At 36.4% G+C, this 20,683-nt stretch carries 18 protein-coding genes and 1 tRNA gene; 13 read left to right on the plus strand and 6 right to left on the minus strand.

All coding sequences use genetic code 11. The features are described from left to right. Nucleotides 1-71: 71 nt before the first annotated feature. Nucleotides 72-1,028, minus strand: a complete 957-nt coding sequence (locus ACN5J7_RS13980; RefSeq protein WP_418604377.1) for a phosphoribosylaminoimidazolesuccinocarboxamide synthase — start codon at nucleotides 1,026-1,028, stop codon at nucleotides 72-74. Between the two features lie 351 nt (nucleotides 1,029-1,379). Continuing rightward, nucleotides 1,380-2,333 (minus strand): PhoH family protein, encoded by a 954-nt coding sequence (locus ACN5J7_RS13985; protein WP_311938889.1) that lies wholly within the window; start codon nucleotides 2,331-2,333, stop codon nucleotides 1,380-1,382. Nucleotides 2,334-2,582: 249 nt separating this feature from the next. On the opposite strand from ACN5J7_RS13985, the gene ACN5J7_RS13990 reads away from it, so the two are divergent. The 6 genes from ACN5J7_RS13990 to ACN5J7_RS14015 all read left to right on the plus strand — a co-directional run bounded on the left by ACN5J7_RS13990 (nucleotide 2,583) and on the right by ACN5J7_RS14015 (nucleotide 9,792). Beyond that, nucleotides 2,583-3,431 (plus strand): SAM hydrolase/SAM-dependent halogenase family protein, encoded by an 849-nt coding sequence (locus ACN5J7_RS13990; RefSeq protein ID WP_418604378.1) that lies wholly within the window; start codon nucleotides 2,583-2,585, stop codon nucleotides 3,429-3,431. A gap of 57 nt (nucleotides 3,432-3,488) precedes the next feature. Next, nucleotides 3,489-3,785: a putative quinol monooxygenase gene (locus tag ACN5J7_RS13995; RefSeq protein ID WP_418604379.1), complete on the plus strand. Its 297-nt coding sequence runs from the start codon at nucleotides 3,489-3,491 to the stop codon at nucleotides 3,783-3,785. Nucleotides 3,786-3,893: 108 nt separating this feature from the next. Next, the gene (gldG, locus tag ACN5J7_RS14000) at nucleotides 3,894-6,278 is read left to right on the plus strand and encodes a gliding motility-associated ABC transporter substrate-binding protein GldG (RefSeq protein WP_418604380.1); all 2,385 of its coding nucleotides are present in this window, start codon (nucleotides 3,894-3,896) and stop codon (nucleotides 6,276-6,278) included. 75 nt (nucleotides 6,279-6,353) lie between these two features. Continuing rightward, nucleotides 6,354-7,472, plus strand: a complete 1,119-nt coding sequence (gene dnaN, locus ACN5J7_RS14005) for a DNA polymerase III subunit beta (protein WP_311938895.1) — start codon at nucleotides 6,354-6,356, stop codon at nucleotides 7,470-7,472. A gap of 246 nt (nucleotides 7,473-7,718) precedes the next feature. After that, on the plus strand, nucleotides 7,719-8,015 hold the full coding sequence (locus ACN5J7_RS14010) for a DUF4298 domain-containing protein (protein WP_418604381.1): 297 nt from the start codon (nucleotides 7,719-7,721) through the stop codon (nucleotides 8,013-8,015). A 340-nt stretch (nucleotides 8,016-8,355) separates the two neighbouring features. Then, complete coding sequence (locus ACN5J7_RS14015; protein ID WP_418604382.1) at nucleotides 8,356-9,792, plus strand: pyridoxal phosphate-dependent decarboxylase family protein; 1,437 nt, start codon at nucleotides 8,356-8,358, stop codon at nucleotides 9,790-9,792. A gap of 306 nt (nucleotides 9,793-10,098) precedes the next feature. Here the strand turns inward: ACN5J7_RS14015 and ACN5J7_RS14020 are convergent, their stop codons facing one another. Further along, entirely contained in the window at nucleotides 10,099-10,437 is a 339-nt protein-coding gene (locus ACN5J7_RS14020; protein WP_418604383.1) for a DUF4870 domain-containing protein, read from the minus strand. Nucleotides 10,438-10,582: 145 nt separating this feature from the next. Further along, nucleotides 10,583-11,422: a universal stress protein gene (locus ACN5J7_RS14025; RefSeq protein ID WP_418604384.1), complete on the minus strand. Its 840-nt coding sequence runs from the start codon at nucleotides 11,420-11,422 to the stop codon at nucleotides 10,583-10,585. A gap of 184 nt (nucleotides 11,423-11,606) precedes the next feature. Between ACN5J7_RS14025 and ACN5J7_RS14030 the strand changes: the two genes are divergently transcribed. The 5 genes from ACN5J7_RS14030 (at nucleotide 11,607) to ACN5J7_RS14050 (ending at nucleotide 15,679) form a co-directional block, all read left to right on the plus strand. Next, nucleotides 11,607-12,374: a DUF3108 domain-containing protein gene (locus tag ACN5J7_RS14030; protein ID WP_418604385.1), complete on the plus strand. Its 768-nt coding sequence runs from the start codon at nucleotides 11,607-11,609 to the stop codon at nucleotides 12,372-12,374. 4 nt (nucleotides 12,375-12,378) lie between these two features. Next, nucleotides 12,379-12,738 carry an FUSC family protein gene (locus tag ACN5J7_RS14035; RefSeq protein ID WP_311938909.1) on the plus strand — a complete coding sequence of 120 codons (360 nt, stop codon included), beginning with the start codon at nucleotides 12,379-12,381 and terminating at the stop codon, nucleotides 12,736-12,738. Between the two features lie 131 nt (nucleotides 12,739-12,869). Beyond that, nucleotides 12,870-13,922 carry a M28 family peptidase gene (locus tag ACN5J7_RS14040; RefSeq protein ID WP_418604386.1) on the plus strand — a complete coding sequence of 351 codons (1,053 nt, stop codon included), beginning with the start codon at nucleotides 12,870-12,872 and terminating at the stop codon, nucleotides 13,920-13,922. Nucleotides 13,923-13,997: 75 nt separating this feature from the next. Beyond that, entirely contained in the window at nucleotides 13,998-15,011 is a 1,014-nt protein-coding gene (locus tag ACN5J7_RS14045) for a M28 family metallopeptidase (protein ID WP_418604387.1), read from the plus strand. Between the two features lie 44 nt (nucleotides 15,012-15,055). Then, nucleotides 15,056-15,679, plus strand: coding sequence for a hypothetical protein (locus ACN5J7_RS14050; RefSeq protein WP_418604388.1), 624 nt, complete (start codon nucleotides 15,056-15,058; stop codon nucleotides 15,677-15,679). 93 nt (nucleotides 15,680-15,772) lie between these two features. Here ACN5J7_RS14050 and ACN5J7_RS14055 read toward each other — a convergent pair. Both ACN5J7_RS14055 and bshB1 read right to left on the minus strand, forming a co-directional pair. After that, nucleotides 15,773-15,848: transfer RNA gene (locus tag ACN5J7_RS14055), tRNA-His, on the minus strand. 230 nt (nucleotides 15,849-16,078) lie between these two features. Then, complete coding sequence (gene bshB1 / locus ACN5J7_RS14060) at nucleotides 16,079-16,795, minus strand: bacillithiol biosynthesis deacetylase BshB1 (RefSeq protein ID WP_418604389.1); 717 nt, start codon at nucleotides 16,793-16,795, stop codon at nucleotides 16,079-16,081. A 318-nt stretch (nucleotides 16,796-17,113) separates the two neighbouring features. On the opposite strand from bshB1, the gene ACN5J7_RS14065 reads away from it, so the two are divergent. Together ACN5J7_RS14065 and pckA are read left to right on the plus strand one after the other, a co-directional pair. Continuing rightward, nucleotides 17,114-18,955, plus strand: coding sequence for an SLC13 family permease (locus ACN5J7_RS14065; protein ID WP_418604390.1), 1,842 nt, complete (start codon nucleotides 17,114-17,116; stop codon nucleotides 18,953-18,955). Between the two features lie 41 nt (nucleotides 18,956-18,996). Then, on the plus strand, nucleotides 18,997-20,628 hold the full coding sequence (pckA, locus tag ACN5J7_RS14070) for a phosphoenolpyruvate carboxykinase (ATP) (protein ID WP_311938921.1): 1,632 nt from the start codon (nucleotides 18,997-18,999) through the stop codon (nucleotides 20,626-20,628). Nucleotides 20,629-20,683 lie beyond the last annotated feature (55 nt).

Consider the following 20,683-nt stretch of genomic DNA (forward strand, 5'->3'; position numbering starts at 1 on the left):
AATCAGTAAACAAGAAAGGATTCCCAGTTAGTTAAAGAGGTCGTTTTACAAGAAATTAAAACGACCTCTTTTTACTTCAAATACGCCAAAACATTCCTCTCAATGCGCTGTTGAATATTTGACACATCGGCTTTTACAAAGGTTTCGCCCGTAATGTTTTCATACAATTCAATATATCGTTCGCTAACGGTTTCAATATAATCGTCGCTCATTTTCGGTACGGTTTGTCCTTCCAATCCTTGAAAATTATTGGCTATTAGCCATTGACGCACAAACTCTTTTGAGAGTTGTTTTTGGGCTTCTCCGCTGTCTTGTCTTTCCTGATAACCATCGGCATAAAAATAACGCGATGAATCCGGTGTGTGTATTTCGTCAATTAAAACAATGTTACCGTCTTTGGTTTTTCCGAATTCGTATTTGGTATCGACTAAAATCAAGCCTCTCGACGCCGCAATCTCACTTCCTCTTTGGAATAGTTTACGCGTGTAATCTTCCAAAACCAAATAATCTGCTTCCGATACGATACCGCGTTTTAAAATATCCTCGCGGGAAATATCCTCGTCATGGTTGCCCATCTCCGCTTTGGTTGCCGGCGTAATAATGGGTTCTGGAAATTTATCGTTTTCCTTCATCCCATCTGGCATGGCAACCCCACAAAGCATGCGCTTCCCAGCTTTGTATTCGCGAGCGGCGTGACCGGACATATAGCCACGAATTACCATCTCTACCTTAAAAGGGTCGCACAAATGACCAACGGCCACATTTGGGTCTGGTGTGGCGGTTAACCAATTGGGAACCAAATCCTGGGTAGCTGCCATCATTTTGGTAGCGATTTGATTTAATATTTGTCCTTTGTAAGGAATGCCTTTGGGCATCACCACATCGAATGCCGAAAGTCTATCGGTTGCAATCATCACCAATTGCTCGTCGTTAATATTATATACTTCCCTCACTTTTCCTTTGTAAACACTTTTTTGGTTCGGAAAATTAAAATTGGTGTCGGTTATGGTGTTGTTTGTTTTTGCCACGAATTCACGAATGTTTATATTCTTATTTATTTTTTGCTTGTAGATTCCTTCCTTACTGAAACATGTTCAGCACAGGTCGTAGGAATGACAATTTAATTTCTATTATTATTTATTCGTCATTACGAGACGCTTTTTTGCGACGTGGTTATCTCATCCTTTTTAACAGATTGCCACATCACACAAAAAAGTGTGACTCGCAATGACCTTAATCTTTATGTTTAGCCCCGATTGAAGCATTGTTGAAGCTCTTTTTGTGTTGTTGCACCTATGCAACACAAAAAAGCGACTGCCGAAAGCGGGAAATAGCTTCAAATTATTTTTATTTTACTGAAAATTGAGACTGCAAACTTATTACTCTGCATTCTCAATGCTTTTATAGGCTGCGATTACTTTTTTAACGAGTTTATGGCGAATCACATCTTTATCGTCTAAAAATATCATGCCCACGCCATCAACATTTTTTAAAATCAATAGGGCTTCTTTTAAGCCCGAAATGGTTCGGCGCGGTAAATCGATTTGACCCGGATCGCCTGTTAATAAAAACTTTGCGTTTTTGCCCATTCGTGTTAAAAACATCTTCATTTGGGCATGCGTGGTGTTTTGCCCTTCGTCTAAAATCACAAATGCATTGTCTAATGTACGTCCGCGCATAAAGGCCAATGGCGCAATTTGTATGGTGCCATTTTCAATATAATGCGTTAATTTTTCCGGTGCAATCATATCGCGCAAGGCATCGTAAAGCGGCTGCATATACGGGTCTAATTTTTCTTTTAAATCGCCGGGTAAAAACCCTAAATTCTCGCCGGCTTCAACGGCGGGTCGGGTTAAAATAATACGCTTGACTTCTTTGTTTTTTAAAGCTTGAACCGCCAAGGCAACACCCGTATAGGTTTTGCCGGTTCCTGCCGGACCAATGGCAAAAACCATATCGTTTTGTCGCATGCTTTCTACCAATTTTCGTTGGTTGGCCGTTTGTGCTTTTATAAGTTTACCGCCAACGCCGTGTACAATAACTTCGCCACTTTGCTTTGAGGTGGTATAATCATCGCTACTTTGGCTGGTTAACACACGCTCAATAACGTTTTCATCCAATTTATTATACTTCGCAAAATGCTTTAAAAGCATGGTAATTCTTCTGTCAAACTCTTCTAATAATTCTTCATCGCCAAAAGCTTTGATTTTATTACCGCGCGCTACCAGCTTAAGTTTGGGGAAATATTTTTTTAAGAGTTCGATATTGGCGTTTTGTTCCCCAAAAAATTCTTTAGGAGAAATATCTTCAAGTTCGATTACAATTTCGTTCAAAGGCGTGATTTTTATTTTAAAATTTTCGTTCTGAAACAATGACAATAATGTGCTTTCAGATGAAATGATTTATTGGTTTTATTCAGTATTTCTTATTTTGATTGTTAAGGTTAAATGAACCTATATTTTTCGTTTAAATTATAAAAACGAACACGAAATTTTGTGTAGGTTTGTATTACATAAATATGAAACCCAAAAATACATAAATTTGGGTGACCTAATGCTAAAAACATATCAACAATTTTGCCAATGGCGATAATAACTTTAACAACCGATTTTGGAGAAAAAGATCACTTTGCTGGCGCAACCAAAGGCGCTATTTACAGCGAATTACCCGATGTTAAAATTGTTGATATCTCGCATTGTGTATCGCCATTTAGTATTCCGGAGGCGGCTTACATTATTCAAAATGCCTACAATAGTTTCCCAAAAGGCACCATTCATATTGTTGGTATTGATTCGGAATTAAACCCGGAAAACAAACATATTGCCTTAAAATTGGACGACCACTATTTTGTTTGTGCCAACAATGGTATTATGAGCATGATTTGCTCTGAAATTGCACCTGAAAAAATTGTTGAAATCAATATTCACGACAGGATCCAAACCAGTTTTCCGGTTTTAGATGTGTTTGTAAAAGTGGCCTGCCATATTGCACGCGGTGGCACCCTTGATGTAATTGGTAAAACCATTGACAATATAAAGCCCATTAAAAACATTGTGCCTTATGTAAACGAAGAAAAAACACAAATTATTGGTAGTGTAATTTATATTGATAATTATGGCAATGTGGTAACCAACATTAAACGCGATTTTTTTGAAACCATACAAAAAGGCAGGAGTTTTGAGGTTTCGGCACGTAATTATAAATTCAAAAAAATACACCACAAATACAGCGATGTTGTGAATTTTGAAACCCCCGAAGAAAAAAGGCACGACGAAGGCCGCGGTTTGGTGGTTTTTAATTCTGGTGGTTTTTTGGAAATAGCCGTTTACAAAAGCAATAGCACAACCGTTGGGAGCGCATCCACCCTAATGGGATTGGGCATTATGGACGCTGTTAGTGTGAGTTTTTTGAAAACTGAGAATAGAGAATAGAGAATAGAGAATAGAGAAATATACGTCCATTTTAACTTTTAACTTTTGACTTGAAATATGTTTATAAGAATTGTAAAGATGAGTTTTAACGAAAATGCCATTGATGAATTTCTAAAAAACTTTAACGCCAACAAACATAAAATCAGAACCTTTAAAGGCTGTCAGTTTTTAGAATTATATCGAGATAAAAGTGATACGAACGTATTTTTCACTTACAGTTATTGGAGTTCTGAAAATGATTTGGAAGCCTATAGGCAATCCGATTTATTTAAAACCGTTTGGAGTAAAACCAAACCGCTTTTTAATGCAAAACCAGAGGCTTGGAGTGTTGATAAAGTCGCTTCGCTTGAATAATGAATAATGAATAATGAAAGTTGTACATTTTGACATTTCGAACAAAGTGAGAAATCTCTTTTAACTTTTAACTTTTAACTTTTAACTTTTAACTTTTAACTAAAATAAATGCTTGCCATACTTAAAAAAGAAATAAACTCATTTTTCGCATCGCCCATTGGGTATTTAGTCATTGCCATTTTCCTTTTGTTAAATGGTTTGTTTTTATGGGTATTTAAAGGTGAATTCAATATTTTAGATTACGGGTTTGCCGATTTATCATCCTTCTTTTTATTGGCACCTTGGATTTTAATTTTCTTGATTCCTGCCGTAACCATGCGCAGTTTTTCAGACGAAAAAAAACAAGGTACTTTAGAGCTACTTTTAACAAAACCCATCTCGCATACCAATATTGTTTTGGGTAAATATTTTGGTGCCATTGTGTTGATATTAATCGCGCTTTTACCCACATTGCTTTACGTTTATACCGTTTACCAGTTAGGGAATCCTGCTGGGAATGTAGATATGGGCAGTACCCTGGGGTCTTACTTTGGCTTGCTGTTTTTAATAGCGTCGTACACCGCAATCGGAGTGTTTTGCTCAACGCTTTCAGACAACCAAATTGTGGCATTTATCAGTGCCGTTTTTCTTTGTTTCTTGTTTTATATTGGTTTTGAAGGCATTTCGGATGTCACTTCCAACCTATTTGTCGAGCAGTTGGGCATGAGCTATCATTTTAAAAGCATGAGCCGCGGTGTGCTGGACACCCAAAATATTCTATACTTTTTAAGCGTTGCCGTTTTCTTTATCGCCCTAACCGTTAGAGGCATAAAAACCAAAACGTTTTCGAAAAAGGAATTGTTGCCGCTTTTGGCATTGCCGATTGGATTATTGGTTGTAAATATATTTTCTGCGTCCTTTCATAAACGTTTCGATTTAACCGAAGACAACCGCTACACTTTAAACGACGCCTCAAAACAAATCATCAATAACGTAGAATCTCCCTTAATTGTTGATGTATTTTTAAAAGGTGATGATTTCCCATCAGAATTTAAACGCCTTCAACGGGAAACCAAACAATTGCTTGAGGAGTTTTCGGCTGAAAACAGCAACATCAATTTCAACTTTATAAATCCTTTGGAAGAGGAAGCGACTCGCGAACGCAACATCCAACAACTTACACAACGCGGATTGACACCCATGCAATTAAGTGTGCAGGAAAGCGGCCGGTCGTCGCAGGCCATTATTTTTCCGTGGGCCTTGGCAAGTTATAACGATGTTACCATTACCATTCCGTTGGTAAAAAACAAAATTGGGGCATCGCAGCAAGATTTGGTCACCAATTCGGTACAACATTTAGAATATGCTTTTGCCGATGGATTTAGCAAATTAACAACCCCAAAACAGAAAAAAATTGCAGTTTTAAAAGGCAATAATCAGTTGGAAGATAAACACATCGCAGATTTTATTAAAAAAATTAACGAGTATTATTTTATCGCGCCCTTTACTTTAGATAGCGTTTCAAAAAATGCTCAAAAAACACTGGACGATTTGAATAAATTCGATTTGATTATTTCCGCAAAACCCACCGAAGCTTTTACCGAAAGCGAAAAATTGGTTTTAGACCAGTTTACCATGAATGGCGGCAAAAGCCTTTGGCTTATCGATAATGTGGCGATGGAAAAAGATAGTTTGTACAATGCTTCGGGCTCGAACGTGGCGGTTTCAAGGGATTTGAATTTAAACGATTTCTTTTTTAAATACGGCGTTCGCATTAATCCTGTAATGGTAAGTACCCTCTACTCCGCCCCTATTACGCTGGCCATTGGCGAAGGCAGCGATTCGCAGTTTCAAAATTTGAGATGGCCGTATTCTCCATTGGCATCTTCAAGAAGCAAGCACCCTATTGTTAATAATTTGAATCTGGTAAAATTCGATTTCGCCAATCAAATCGATACCTTAAAAAACAGTGTCAAAAAAACCATTCTTTTAGAAAGTGCACCATTAACCAAATTAGAAGGCACGCCAAAAGTAATTAGTTTAGATGTGGTTACCCAAGAGCAAAACCCCGCATCATTCAACAAGGGCCATCAAACGCTCGCCGTATTGTTAGAAGGCGAATTTACAAGTGTGTATGATAACCGTATAAAACCTTTTAATCTTTCAAAAGAAAATAACAAAAGCGTTTCAACAAAAATGATCGTTATTGCCGATGGCGATGTGATTAAAAACGATGTGGTTAAAAATGCACCACAAGAATTGGGCTTTGACAGATGGACGGGACAAACCTACGGCAACAAGGAATTTTTACTGAACGCCGTTAATTATTTGCTAGATGATAACGGACTTATAAACATTCGGTCCAAAGAAATTGCCGTGGCATTTTTAGATCAGCAAAAAATTGCGTCTCAAAAAACCACATGGCAACTCGTTAATATTGCGTTACCATTGGGATTATTGGCTCTGTTTGGTTTTGCCTTCAACTACCTTAGAAAGAAAAATTATGCCGCTTAAATGTTAATAAGTTTGTTTCCTATATTAATTCGTATCGAATATATTTGTAAGTAGCATTTATTCAAAATTAAATCCATGAAATTTATTGTATCAAGTACCTATTTATTAAAACAATTACAGGTTTTAGGTGGCGTTATTAATAGCTCGAACACCTTACCTATTTTAGATAATTTTTTATTTGAATTAGACCACACAAAACTAACGGTTTCGGCCAGCGATTTAGAAACTACTATGGCTTCATCATTAGATGTTGAAAGCGATAGTAAAGGAAGCGTTGCCATACCTGCGCGATTGTTACTCGATACTTTAAAAACATTTCCTGAGCAACCACTAACCTTTGTTGTTGAAGAGAACAATACCATAGAAATTAGCTCTAACCATGGTAAATACGCTTTGGCATACGCCGATGGAAACGAATTCCCAAAAGCGGTTGCCTTAGAAGACCCTAGTAAAACCGTTGTTGTGGGCGATGTATTGGCTACGGCAATAAGCAAAACCATTTTCGCCGCTGGAAACGACGATTTACGCCCCGTAATGAGCGGTGTGTTTTTTCAGTTTTCAACCGAAGGCTTAACCTTTGTGGCCACTGATGCCCATAAATTGGTAAAATATACCCGAGAAGACATAAAAGCAAATCAAGCCACAGAATTTATTATGCCGAAAAAACCTTTAAATCTTTTAAAAGGAATTTTGGCAGCGAGCGAAGAAGATGTTACCATTGAATATAACGAAAGTAACGCCAAATTCACTTTTGAAAACTCTGAACTTATTTGCCGTTTAATCGATGGAAAATACCCGAATTACGAAGCGGTAATCCCAAAAGAAAACCCAAATAAACTTTCTATAGACCGTACACAGTTTTTAAATTCCGTACGTCGTGTTAGTATTTTCTCGAACAAAACAACACACCAAATACGCCTGAAAATTGCTGGTGCAGAACTTAATATTTCGGCAGAAGATATCGATTACAGCAATAAGGCCGAAGAACGTTTAACTTGCGATTACCAAGGTGATGATATGCAAATTGGATTTAACTCGCGCTTTTTAACTGAGATGTTGAATAACCTAAATTCTGACGAAGTACAATTAGAAATGAGCATGCCTAATAGAGCTGGTATTTTAACCCCAATTGATGGTTTAGACGAAGGCGAACAGATTACGATGTTGGTGATGCCTGTGATGCTTAATAATTAACACATCCCTGCGAATGCAGTAATATTAATAATACAAAAGCAGTAATCTTTATAAATAGGTTGCTGCTTTTTTTGTCTTTTGACTTTGTCTGAAAAAAACAATAATTTCGTTTAACACTAGGTATAACACATTAAAACGATTTTATATCAAATCATTAGCGGTCATTATCAATAAAACCGTCCTATTCAATAACTTAACAAATCAAAAATTATAGATTTGTGAAATGAAAATAAAAAACATCTACTAATGAATAATATAATTGAACGTATTACTAAAATGGAAAACATTTTAGACGAACTCACTATAGTAGTTGAAAAATGGGATAAAGCAATGAATGAACTTGTAGATTCTTTAAAAAATTTAAACACATTAAAAAAATATTATGAATCTCAATATATGAAAGACGTTATGGCAGATAAAAGAAAGGAAGTCCCACAAGACCTTAAACGAGGTGTTTTGAGTGAGGATGCTGTTCATACGTTGCTTACCGATTTGTTTGAATTATCTAACAAAATGGAAAAATTGAGCAAAAAAATTAGATAATTTTAATGTGAAATTGCGCCAAAAGATAGCAGCCAAAACACAACGAACCACTAACACTATATATAATTCATCGTTAATTCTAGCCTACTTACCAAAATCCTCTCGGATTTCCTATTCGGGTTTTATTTGCTAAACTACGCACTTAACCGCGAAACAAGTCATGTACGCATTCTTGAACGAACCGCTCCAAAAACAAATCGACTTTCAGTTTATAAAATAAACCCGCGTTAAGGATTGAGATTACCAAAGCTTTCGGGATTGGTTCAGTGTAAAAACAAATTCTTATATTTAAAGGTTAGCTTAAGTAACAAAAAATAATAATCAGAACATTTATCTATTTATGATTGACAAAATTAGGGAGTTAGAAAAATTGTCGCGGCTTTTAGACCCGAAAGCAAGTCAGAGAGCAAAATGGAATTCTGAGGTTTTAGATTATGCCAATACTTTTTTAAACAATTTAGATACTTCCAAAGCTTTTATCCAGTCTGAAGAAAACGGTAAAGCGATATACCATTTGGACATTGAAGAACAAGCGACTGCATTAGCACCCTTATTGGATAGCACAACAAAAAACATTGACGGCGTGGGTATAAATCCTGCTTCGGGCGGACACATGGGTTATATCCCCGGTGGAGGCCTTTACCCTTCGGCACTCGGAGATTTTATGGCAGCAGTTAGCAACCGTTATGCCGGCGTATTTTATGCTGCGCCAGGAGCGGTTAGGTTAGAAAATATGCTTATCAAATGGATGTGTGGTTTAATGGGTTATCCTGAACATGCCATTGGCAATTTAACCTCCGGCGGGTCCATTGCCAATTTAATGGCCTTGGTAACGGCGCGGGAAGTCCATAAGCTTAAAGCTCGGGATTTTGAACGCTCTGTTATCTATCTTACAGAACAAGCGCATCATTCGATATTAAAGGCCATCCGGATTTCGGGACTGTCTGAAGCGCAGTTGCGATATATTCCTTTGGACGAAAACCTAAAGCTGTCGCCAAGTCATTTAGAGAAAGCGATTATTGCGGATAAAAAAAATGGTTTGATTCCCTTTTATATCAACACCTCTTTTGGAACAACCAATACGGGAACCGTTGACCCCTTAAAACGCATTGCTGCTATTGCCAAAAAGCATAAATTATGGTTTCATGTAGATGCAGCTTACGGCGGTTTCTTTAAATTGGTGCATAAACTGGACTCGAAATTTAAAGGTATTGAAGAAGCGGATTCCATTACCTTGGACCCGCACAAAACGCTTTTTTTACCTTATGGAACGGGTGCCGTACTTATAAAAAATAAAGAACATTTATTAAAAGCCTACCATTGTTTGGCCGATTATATGCAAGATGTGATTGGTAAAGAGGATGAAATTTCGCCAGCAGACATATCGGCAGAACAAACGAAGCACTTTCGAGGGATGCGGGTTTGGTTGCCCTTAAAGTTATTTGGTTTAAAGCCTTTTAGAGCCGCCTTAGAAGAAAAACTATACTTAACCCGATATTTTTATGAGGAAATACAAAAGATAGCAGGGTTTGAAGTTGGGCCAGAACCGGAACTTTCGGTGGCTATTTTTAGGTATGTTCCCAAAGATAAAAACGCCGATGAATTTAACAGAGCATTGCTAGAAGCCATACAGGAGGATGGTCGTATATTCTTGTCGTCGACTAACATACATCATGTTTTTTGGATTCGGGTAGCCGTTGTGCAGTTTAGAACCCATCTTGAACAGATAGATCTTTTGTTGGATATTATTAAAAAATACGTAAAATTGAATACTTAGCCGATTTACGTGAAGCTCATGGTTTATTGCACGGCAACCTTTAAAACCGACCTTTTTAAAAACATTATGTTTTTTGGGTTATAAATATAAGCTTGCAAACAGGCCCGCGTTAAGGATTGCAGTGGAAAGCCCACAGCGAGGCACGAGCGAGGACTTGCAGCGTAAAGCCTGACCCCTTTTGGGGTAACGCCCAAATTATTGACACCATTCTGACAAATACAGCAGAATTAATTAAAACGATATGTTGTGCAAATAAAAAATGCTTGCCAATTGGCAAGCATTTTAACTTATCTCGTACTAACTAAACTAACTAATAAAATTAAGAGATAAAGGGTAATTTGGTGTTTCGCCGTTGCTCGCTTTTATGGCATTTATTATGGGGAAAACAACGGAAATAATTCCTAAAACGATTAGACCCAATAAGCCTAAACCGAATAATAATATTAACGGGACGCATATAATGGCGTAGATTATTAAACTTAACTGGAAGTTTATAATGTTTTTGCCGTGGACATCCATTTGATACACTTTTTCTTTTTGTGTAAGCCAAAATACAAGGGGCAATAATAAACTGCCGAATCCTGTAATACACACAATTAATTGGCTTAAGTGTGTAATGACCAAAAGTTGATTGTCTTGTCGCATGATGATTGATTATTGATTGATACTTATTTGACGTGCGAATTAAAGAAATGTTACAACTTCTTATTAAATTATTTTGGCACCAAGTATTAGTATTGGACGCAAACCAATTTTAAAAGAACCTCCAGTTAGATTTAAGAAAACTAGGCTATGTATACTGCATTACCAAAAACGGAACATCGATATTAAAGGCGAATGTTTCAACATTGTGTCTTGTAAATAAACGCTCTAAGAAGGAGTGTTTTTTATTCATCATGGCCAGTATTTTAATATGATTGTCCGTAATATACTTATGTACGGTATTATACATTTCGCTGGTTGAAGTATCGATAAATTCGTGTTTGGCATTTTTAAAATCGGCATTAAAGAAACCCATATTATCACTGGCATTATAAGCCAAATGGTCTTGATCGGCAAGGTGAAGAATATCCAATTTTGAGTTTTCTAATGCTAATATCTCTTTTAATGGTTTAAATTCGCTTTTATTAAAGAGCTTTAAATTTGTGGTGGCAAAGGCAATTTTATTTATGCCTTTAAATTTACATCCGTCCGGAACAGCAAGCACGGGCATGTTGCAACGCTGTATAACCCGAACCGTGTTGCTGCCAAAAATTATTTTTTCCAATCCCGAAGCACCTTTGGTGCCCATAACTATTAAATCGACGTCATATGCTTTGGAGACCTGATTTATGGCATCGATAAAATTGTCATAATCTACCACAGAGTGAAACTGATGCTTTTTATTATGGTGTTTTTTTTCGATATCGGAAATTATATTTGAAATAGATTTTTTGGCAGCATCTATCAAGGTTTTATAAATGGTTGCTGATGAGGACACCACCATCATATCATCCGAAATAAAAGCGGATGCCTTTTGGACGTTCAGCAAGTAAAAACTACACTCAATATCTTTAAACAATGCAACGGCATAATCAATGGCATTTATTGAATTTTTAGAAAAATCTGTAGGCAATAATATGGTTTTCATAAGAATATAAAATGGATTACAATGTAAATATAGGATGGGTATAAAATTAAAACTATGACAATTATCAGTTGTATAGTATGTTACGTTTTTATCCCATAAAAAAATTAGCATAATATTATAAAGCATTGTATTTTTCGGCATAATAAATGCTACATAAAACGTTATAGGCATTAAAATTTTATTTATGATTCATAGATTTTTCTTCGTTTTATATCTTCTATCTTTCAGCTTAAACGCACAGAACAATGCCATAGCAGCCGGCGAAAAAATCACATTTACCGCAACCTATAATATGTCGGGTATTTTAACCGATATAGCCGAGGTTACCATGGAAACCAACAGTGTTAAAACTGCAAAAGCAACCTTGCTCAGATTAAAATGCACAGCGGCAACTTATAGCAAATGGGACAATTTTTTTAAGATTAGAGATTTATACGAAAGCTATGTTAGCCCTACAACATTAACGCCATATTTATACAAACGCGATATTAACGAAGGCAACTACTACAAGTTCATGAAATATACGTTTAGCCACAAAAACAATACGGTTAAATCGCAATTAAAAAAGAAAAACGACTACGAAGAAAATAAAGATATTGCCATAAATTCGGGAACAATTGATATTGTTACCGCACTGTACAAAGTACGGTTATTCGATTATAAAAACATGCCGGTTGGAACCAGCAAATCGCTAACTGTTATTTTTGACAGAGCAGAATTTAAAGGACAAATAACCTATTTGGGGAAAGAAACCATATCAACCGCCATTGGAAATAAAACCTGTTACAAGATAGCCATTGGCTCTAGTGAAACAGATGTTTTAAAAGGAAAAAACAGCAACTTTTTATGGCTTACAGCCGATGAAAATAAAATTCCCGTTTACGGAAAATTTAAAATCCCCGTGGGGAATGGCGAATTAAAAATAACATCCGCAACGGGTTTAAAACATTAATCATATGAAAAACATTCTTACAATTTTAGCTATTATAGCTTCGGTTTTAGCCGTTATACTAGCTGTTTTACCACTTTCAAATTTGGCCATAATACCATCTATTATCGCTCTGGTTTGTGGATTAATTGCATTTTATCTTTCAAAAAAAACAGGCGAAGTAAAAAAAATTATCCAATTCACTTTTTTACTTACCATAATAGCGCTGGCAATTACTACTTATAAATCGCTGTACAACACCAATGAAGTGACCAATACAGAGACTTTAGAGAACAAGGAAATAAAGTCTGAAGAAGAAGCTATTGAAGAGCTGAATGAATTGGATATTGATGACATTGAAATTGAAGATATCAACATTGAAGAATAAACAATTACTTCTTTTATTATATATTTGCAACCAATTTTAAAAAATGAAACGAGCATACTAAAAATTTTCTCGCCCCAAGAGAAGGATTAAATGCAAGTTACATGTGATTATTAAAGAAGTAATTTACACACATGAAAGCTTTTTGCATACTTATTACGTTTACCCTTGTTGGGACCTGTGCTACGACTAAATACTCCACAAAAATTGAAAACCTTAAAAGCAGTATTAAGCTGGCAGATAGTACGCTTGCCGTAAATTATGCGAATACGATAACAAAAAAAGAGCTGAGCACCCATTTATATAAATTTGCTTCGGATGAATTTAAAGGCCGAAAAGTGGGTGAAGCAGGCCAGAAAAAAGCGGCTCAATTTCTTAAATCCTATTATCAAAATGAAAATATAGGGTCTCCATTGGGCGGCTCTAACTATTATCAAACAATCCCATCTAGTTTTTTGTCCAATGAAATTAAAGCTTCAGAAAATGTTATGGCTTACGTTAAAGGTTCGGAAAAATCCGAAGAAGTCATCATTATTTCTGCGCATCTCGATCATTTAGGCGTTTCAGAAAACGGTGAAATATATAATGGTGCGGACGATGACGGCTCTGGAAATGTGGCTATCATGGAAATTGCCCAAGCATTTAATTTAGCAAAAAAAGATGGCAATGTGCCCAAAAGAAGCTTGTTGTTTATTCATTTTACAGCCGAAGAAATAGGCAAAAGAGGCTCCGAATTTTACACACAAAATCCCGTATTCCCTTTGGAAAACACCGTTGCAAACCTCAATATCGATATGATTGGTCGAGTTGACGATGCGCATTTAATCAATAAAAACTATATCTATTTAATTGGTTCGGACAGATTGAGCAAAGAGTTGCATTATACCTCAGAAAAAGTGAATGACTCTTATTTTAACATGAACCTAGATTATAAATATAATGTTGAAGGCCAAAGAAACAATTACTACAAACGATCGGACCATTACAGTTTTGCAAAGCACGATATTCCCGTTATTTTCTATTTTAACGGCGAACACGACGATTACCACGAAGTTACCGATACACCCGAAAAAATAGATTACAGCTTGCTGGAAACACGTACCAAACTCATTTTCGCAACGGCTTGGCAACTGGCCAATCAAGAGCATCGCATTACCAATGACGAAGACAGTGTTTTCTTAAAATAAGTATAATTACCCATTATATTTATTCTCTTTTATTTGTAATATATTTACACGAAAATTTATACATAATTATTAAACATGAAAAAATTAGGATTCCTTTTGTGCGCAGCTATTTTATTAGCTTCTTGTAGCAGTTCTCACAACAAAAAAGAAAAAAAAGACGTTACGGACTATGCAAAAACCATTACCCAAAGTGAGTTAAAAGAAATGCTTTACACCTATGCCTCAGATGAATTTGAGGGCAGGGAAACCGGTGAGCCCGGGCAAAAAAAAGCTATCGAATTTATTAAAAAACACTATGTGGACAATAAGATTCCATCGCCAATAGCAGACGGTGATTATTTTCAAGACATTCCGGAATCCTATTTTAACGGTAGAGCCAAAGCTTCTGAAAATGTATTGGCTTTTATAAAAGGCTCTGAAAAACCGGACGAAGTTATTGTAATATCGGCTCATTTGGATCATATTGGTATATCGTCCGATGGCGCGATAAATAACGGAGCAGACGACGACGGTTCTGGTACCGTCGCCATTTTAGAAATTGCCGAAGCTTTTAAAATAGCCGAAAAAGATGGTAACGGGCCCAAGCGTTCTATTCTTTTTTTACATGTAACCGGTGAAGAAATTGGCTTGTTCGGTTCGCGTTATTATACCGATGTCGACCCTGTTTTTCCCTTAGCAAATACCGTAGCTAATTTAAATATAGATATGATTGGGCGCGTAGACCCAAAACACGAAAACGGAGATAATTATCTGTACTTGATTGGTTCGGACAAACTGAGCCAAGAATTGCACGAGGTTTCGGAAGCCGTTAACAAAAAATATGTAAACCTGGAATTAGACTATACGTATAACGATGAAAACGACCCCAACCGTTTTTATTACCGATCTGACCATTACAATTTTGCAAAAAACAATGTGCCCGTTATCTTTTATTTTAATGGTACACATGCCGATTACCACCGCCCTTCGGACACACCAGATAAAATAAACTACGAATTTTTAGAAACGCGCACCCAACTTATTTTCTATACCGCTTGGGAACTGGCTAATCGGGATGAACGGGTAAAGGTGGATTTAAAAGCATCGTAATTGCTGAATCTTAGTATATTAAATAACCCAGCTATTATATAATAATGAAAAGAATATTATTTATGGGAATCTTAGCTCTTTTAGGTTGTAAGAATAATTCAGCACCAAAAAATCCTCCTTTTGAAGAACAATTTCAAATTTTTAAAGATTTAGGTTTCAAATTAAACGAAGAAACAAACAAATCAGATCTGGAAAGATGGGATAAACAAGATTTTATTGACGAACCCTTTTCCTTAATGTATATGACTCTTGGTCAAACAATAGAAAGGGAGCCATGGAAACCTTTAACTAATAGATGTTGGGATTTTGATACTGAAGCTATTGAAGATCATGGTTCGTATGTTGATATCATTAAAAACCTCGAACGAATTACTAGAGGTGAATTAATTTTTGAAAATATCAAAGATTATGTTGATATAGAAGAAGAAAAAGCTTGGATTTCATTTACCGTCTCTGGAAAAGATTATAAATGGGATTTAAAGATTGATAATGATTGGGTTGACGTTGATTTGTTTTCAAAAATTGTTGAATTAACCAAAAAAAATAAGTCAAAGGGAAGATATACATACTTTGATACTGGCGGACAAAATGCAGTTTTAGGATTTGAGACACCGGAAAGCTTGAAAGAAATAAAGCGTAAAACAGGTTTGAAAATAACATGGCTATAAACTAAACTACTAAAAACATTAAATTGATTTAAAACAAACAAATTTAAACCCACAAAAAAAGCCTTTCAATATCTTGAAAGGCTTTTGCTTTTTGGGTGGAAGACCGGATTCGAACCGGCGACCCTTGGTACCACAAACCAATGCTCTAACCAACTGAGCTACAACCACCATGTGTTTTTTATATAAAACTTTAAAAAAGTTTTTACAAAAGGAGCGCTCCAACCAAAAGAAAGAACAGCGCCAAGTGTTTTATTTTAAAACTTTAAAAAAGTTTTGTAAAAGGAAAGCTTTTATTAATAAATAAAGCTACCCTATAATGTGCATTTTGTAATGCGTTTGCAAATGTATATTATTTAGTATTTACTGCAAAGTATTTCTGTGTTTTTTTAAGAATAATTTTCATTTCAAATCAAACAAACTATCCACGGCAATGTACCTATCCACGGTAAAGCCTTCGGCATATTCAACGCCAACCAAACGCCCTAAATCCTTGGCCCTGTAATTAATACTATCGGTAAAGTTTTTACTGGATATTGGTGTTTCAGGTTCTTTGCTCGAGGCATCATAAAACTGTGTTTTATAGGCCATAACCGCTTTCATTTTTACCTCCATATAATTAGAGACATCAACAACCAAATCAGGTTCTAAATTTTTCCATTGTATATAATGATACACTTGTTTTGGTCGCCACGGACTTTGTACATTGCCATCAACGGTAGTCTCAATTTTTATCAAACCGCTTAAAAAACAAGCATCGCTTACTAATTTACTGCCTTTACCGTGGTCAATGTGCCTATCATCAATCGCATTGCATATCACAAGTTCTGGCTTGTATTTACGAATCATTTTAATAATTTCAAGCTGATGCTGTTTATCATTTACAAAAAAACCATCCGCAAACCCAAGGTTTTCCCTTACGGAAATACCCAAAATTTCAGCAGCATTTTTAGCTTCGGTCGCTCTTGTTTCTGCCGTTCCACGGGTTCCCAATTCGCCTTTTGTGAGGTCTAAAATACCCACCTTTTTACCGAGGGCAATTTCTTTTGCCAGAGTAGCACCGCAACCCAATTCAACATCATCCGGATGCGCACCAATGGCTAAAATATCTAATTTCATCGTTAAATTTATTAATCTTAAAAAGTCAAAAATAGCTTTTTAAGATTGTTATTTTCTCAATTTTTATTCATTTTTTTAAATAATTAAATCTAATTATTCAATAAAAATTAGCAAATCCACAAAACCCACTATTACGAAAACGTCTTCGTAAACACTATTCATGGCTTTTGTTTGATAAATATAACAATAATTGAAAAATAACCACTCTGGCAAAAGCATGACATTAGTCATAATTCTAAACGTATATCTACCGTAATTTTATACTACAATCATTAAGGCACGAGGAAACGTACCAAAACCAAAAAAGAATTACATCGTATGATCTATTTAATGCTCATCATATTAACCATTACCATCGCACTTTTTGTTTGGGGCAAATTTACTCCAGATATCGTCGCTCTAATATCCATGATAAGTTTGTTTTTAACTGGCATTTTAGATGCTACCGAAACCCTAAGCGGGTTTAGTAACCCAACGGTTATTATGATTGCGGCATTATTTATAATTGGCGAAGGTATTGCACAAACCGGTTGGACGGCCATGGCCGGTAAAAAGTTTGTGGAGTGGGCAGGAAAAAGTGTTCCTAAATTACTCGTTATTGTAACGCTTGGGGCTGGTGTGTTATCGGGGTTTGTTAGCAACACGGGTACCGTGGCTACTTTAATGCCTTTAACCATTTCATCGGCTTGGAGCATTGGTACCCTACCCTCAAAAATGTTAATGCCCGTTGCTTTTGGGTCGAACACGGGCGGGTTGTTAACCTTAACCGGAACACCTCCAAACATTATTGCCAGTAACGCCTTAATAGAAGCTGGTTTTGAAGGGTTTTCATTCTTTGAATTTGCTTTAATCGGCTTACCGCTACTTTTAATAGCATTGGTGTACTTTAGATACATAGGCTACAAACTTTTACCCAAAAACAAAACAAACAACAAACCCGTAAATATTGAATCTACTTTACACAATTGGATTGAAGCTTATAAAATAGATAGCGGCTATTACCGCTTGCGTATACGCTCTTTATCGCCACTTATAAACACAAAATTAGAAGATTGGCATTTAGAAAAAGATTATAACGTGTCTGTTATTCGATTAAAAAGAAGACACCCAAATGTATTAAAAGGGATTCCTCAATTTGAAGAGTTTCCAGATACCGAGACCGAATTACGCTATCACGATATTATTACCGTAAAAGGCGAAACCGAAGCTATTAATAAGCTGATGATTACTTTCAGGTTAGGGCTTTTACCGCTAGAACCTATTACCGACGAATTGAAAAACAACCTTATTAATCAAGAGGTGGGCATGACCGAAGTGATTGTAAACCCAAATTCCATACTCGTAGGTAGACAATATAAATTAGGCGATTATTTTAAACGCTACGGTATTCAGCTTTTGGCAGCATCAAGAAACAACAAGCCTTTAGAGGAAAAAGAAATTACCGTAAAAGCTGGTGACGCCTTTTTAATACGAGGCACTTGGGAACATATTGACGATTTAAAAAAACAACACGAAAACCTAGTTATTATCGGTAGTCCGGAAGGTATGGCAAAAAACGTGGAACGTTTAAGCACAAAATCCTATATCGCTCTAGGCTCATTAACACTTATGATTGTGTTTATGGTATTTAAAATTGTACCGGGCTCCATTGCAGCATTAATTTCTGCAGGTATTATTTTACTAACGGGATGCGTTCCAATAACCAAAGCCTATAAAGGCATTAGTTGGACAAGCGTTGTAATGATTGCGGCCATGATACCCATGGGCATCGCATTGCAAAAAACAGGAACCGCGCAAATTATTGCCAATGGACTGGTAGATTATTTAGGCGCAATTCATCCGGTACTACTGTTAGGCGGTGTGTTTTTACTAACCACCACGTTTAGTCAAGTTATAAACAACTCAGCAACAGCTGTATTAATGGCGCCTATAGCCATTTTAGCAGCTAGCTCTTTAAACCTATCGCCAGAACCGTTTATGATTGTGGTTGCCATAAGTGCATCAACAGCGTTTTTAACACCAATTGGTACCACAACAAACGCTATGGTAATGACAGCAGGTGGCTATAAATTTATGAATTACCTGAAAGTTGGTGCCCCATTACTTTTGGTGTTCTTTATAATATCGATGATACTCGTGCCAATTATTTGGCCATTTTAAAATAAATAAATTATTAGTAGGAACCTTTAAATCGATTAAAAATGAAAACAGCAGGAACAGTTCAAAACGACAAAAACCTAGAAAGGTACGGCCTAAAAGATGTAACAGTAAACTGGAACTTATCACCAGAAGAACTTCAAAAAATTACTGTTGAAAAAGGTATGGGGAAAGAAACAGCAAACGGAACACTTGCTATAAATACTGGTAAATTTACCGGTCGGTCGCCTCAAGATCGTTTTTTAGTAAAAGACGATTATACAGAAGATAAAGTATGGTGGGGAAAAACCAATAAACCAGTATCTCCTGAAAATTTCGACAAGCTTAAAAACGAAATAATCAAATACCTATCCGGAAAAGAAATTTACGCCAGAGATGGTTACGTATGTGCAGAGCCAGAGTTTAGAACCAATATTAGAACGGTAACCGAATTACCGTGGTCTAACCTATTTGTGTACAATATGTTTTTAAGACCCAGTTTAAAAGAGCTGGAAAACTTTGAAGAAGATTGGTTGATTCTTTGTGCACCGGGTTATGTGTGCCCAGACCCCAAAGCTTTTGGTATCCGTCAAGGTAACTTTTCAATACTAAACTTTACACAAAAAATAGCTTTAGTTGGTGGATCTGCCTATACAGGCGAAATGAAAAAAGGTATTTTCTCTGCATTAAATTTAATTTTACCAACCGAACACAACGTACTGCCAATGCACTGTTCTGCAAACGTAGGTAAAAAGGGAGACACCGCTATTTTCTTCGGATTGTCAGGCACAGGAAAAACCACTTTATCGGCTGATCCGGAACGTAAATTAATTGGTGACGATGAGCACGGTTGGACAAAAGACAATACCATCTTTAATTTTGAAGGCGGATGTTATGCCAAGGTAATCGACCTTACCGAAGAAAAAGAACCAGACATTTTTAGAGCCGTTAAACCAGGTGCTTTACTTGAAAACGTGATATTTAAAGATAATGGCGAACCTGATTATGAAGATAGTAGCATCACACAAAACACGCGTGTAAGCTACCCCATTTATCACATCGATAATATTCAGGAAACGCTTTACGCGAACAACCCAAAAAACATCTTCTTTTTAACCTGTGATGCTTTTGGCGTACTGCCTCCGGTATCTAAATTAACTCCAGGTCAAGCGGCTTACCACTTTATTTCTGGATACACCGCAAAAGTGGCAGGAACCGAGGCTGGCATTACAGAACCCGTTCCATCGTTCTCAGCTTGTTTTGGCGAACCATTTATGCCATTACATCCCACTGTTTACGGCGAAATGCTAAGTAAAAAAATGACAGAAGCCGGGGTTAATGTTTGGTTAATCAATACAGGATGGAGCGCGGGACCTTATGGTGTTGGTTCTCGTATAAAATTAAAATATACAAGAGCTATGATTACGGCTATTCTTAACGGAGAATTAGATAATGTAGATTACGACCAAAACTTTATTTTTGGCTTACACATGCCAAAATATTGCCCAGGTGTACCATCAGAGATTTTAGACCCGATGAACACATGGTTACAAAAAGGCGCTTATGTGGGCAAAGCTATTCATTTAGCACACTCATTCCATTTAAACTTTGAGAAATTTGCTGCACAAGCCTCTGATCAAATTATTGAAGGTGGACCGCTAATTGATCAACATCACCAATTAAACGAACACTTTTAATAGGTTCTTATTTAAGCATAAAAGGAGCTCTTTTTTTGAGCTCCTTTTACTTGCC

It is taken from the genome of Hwangdonia sp. (assembly GCF_048381975.1).
In the GTDB taxonomy this organism is placed as follows: Bacteria; Bacteroidota; Bacteroidia; order Flavobacteriales; family Flavobacteriaceae; genus Hwangdonia; species Hwangdonia seohaensis.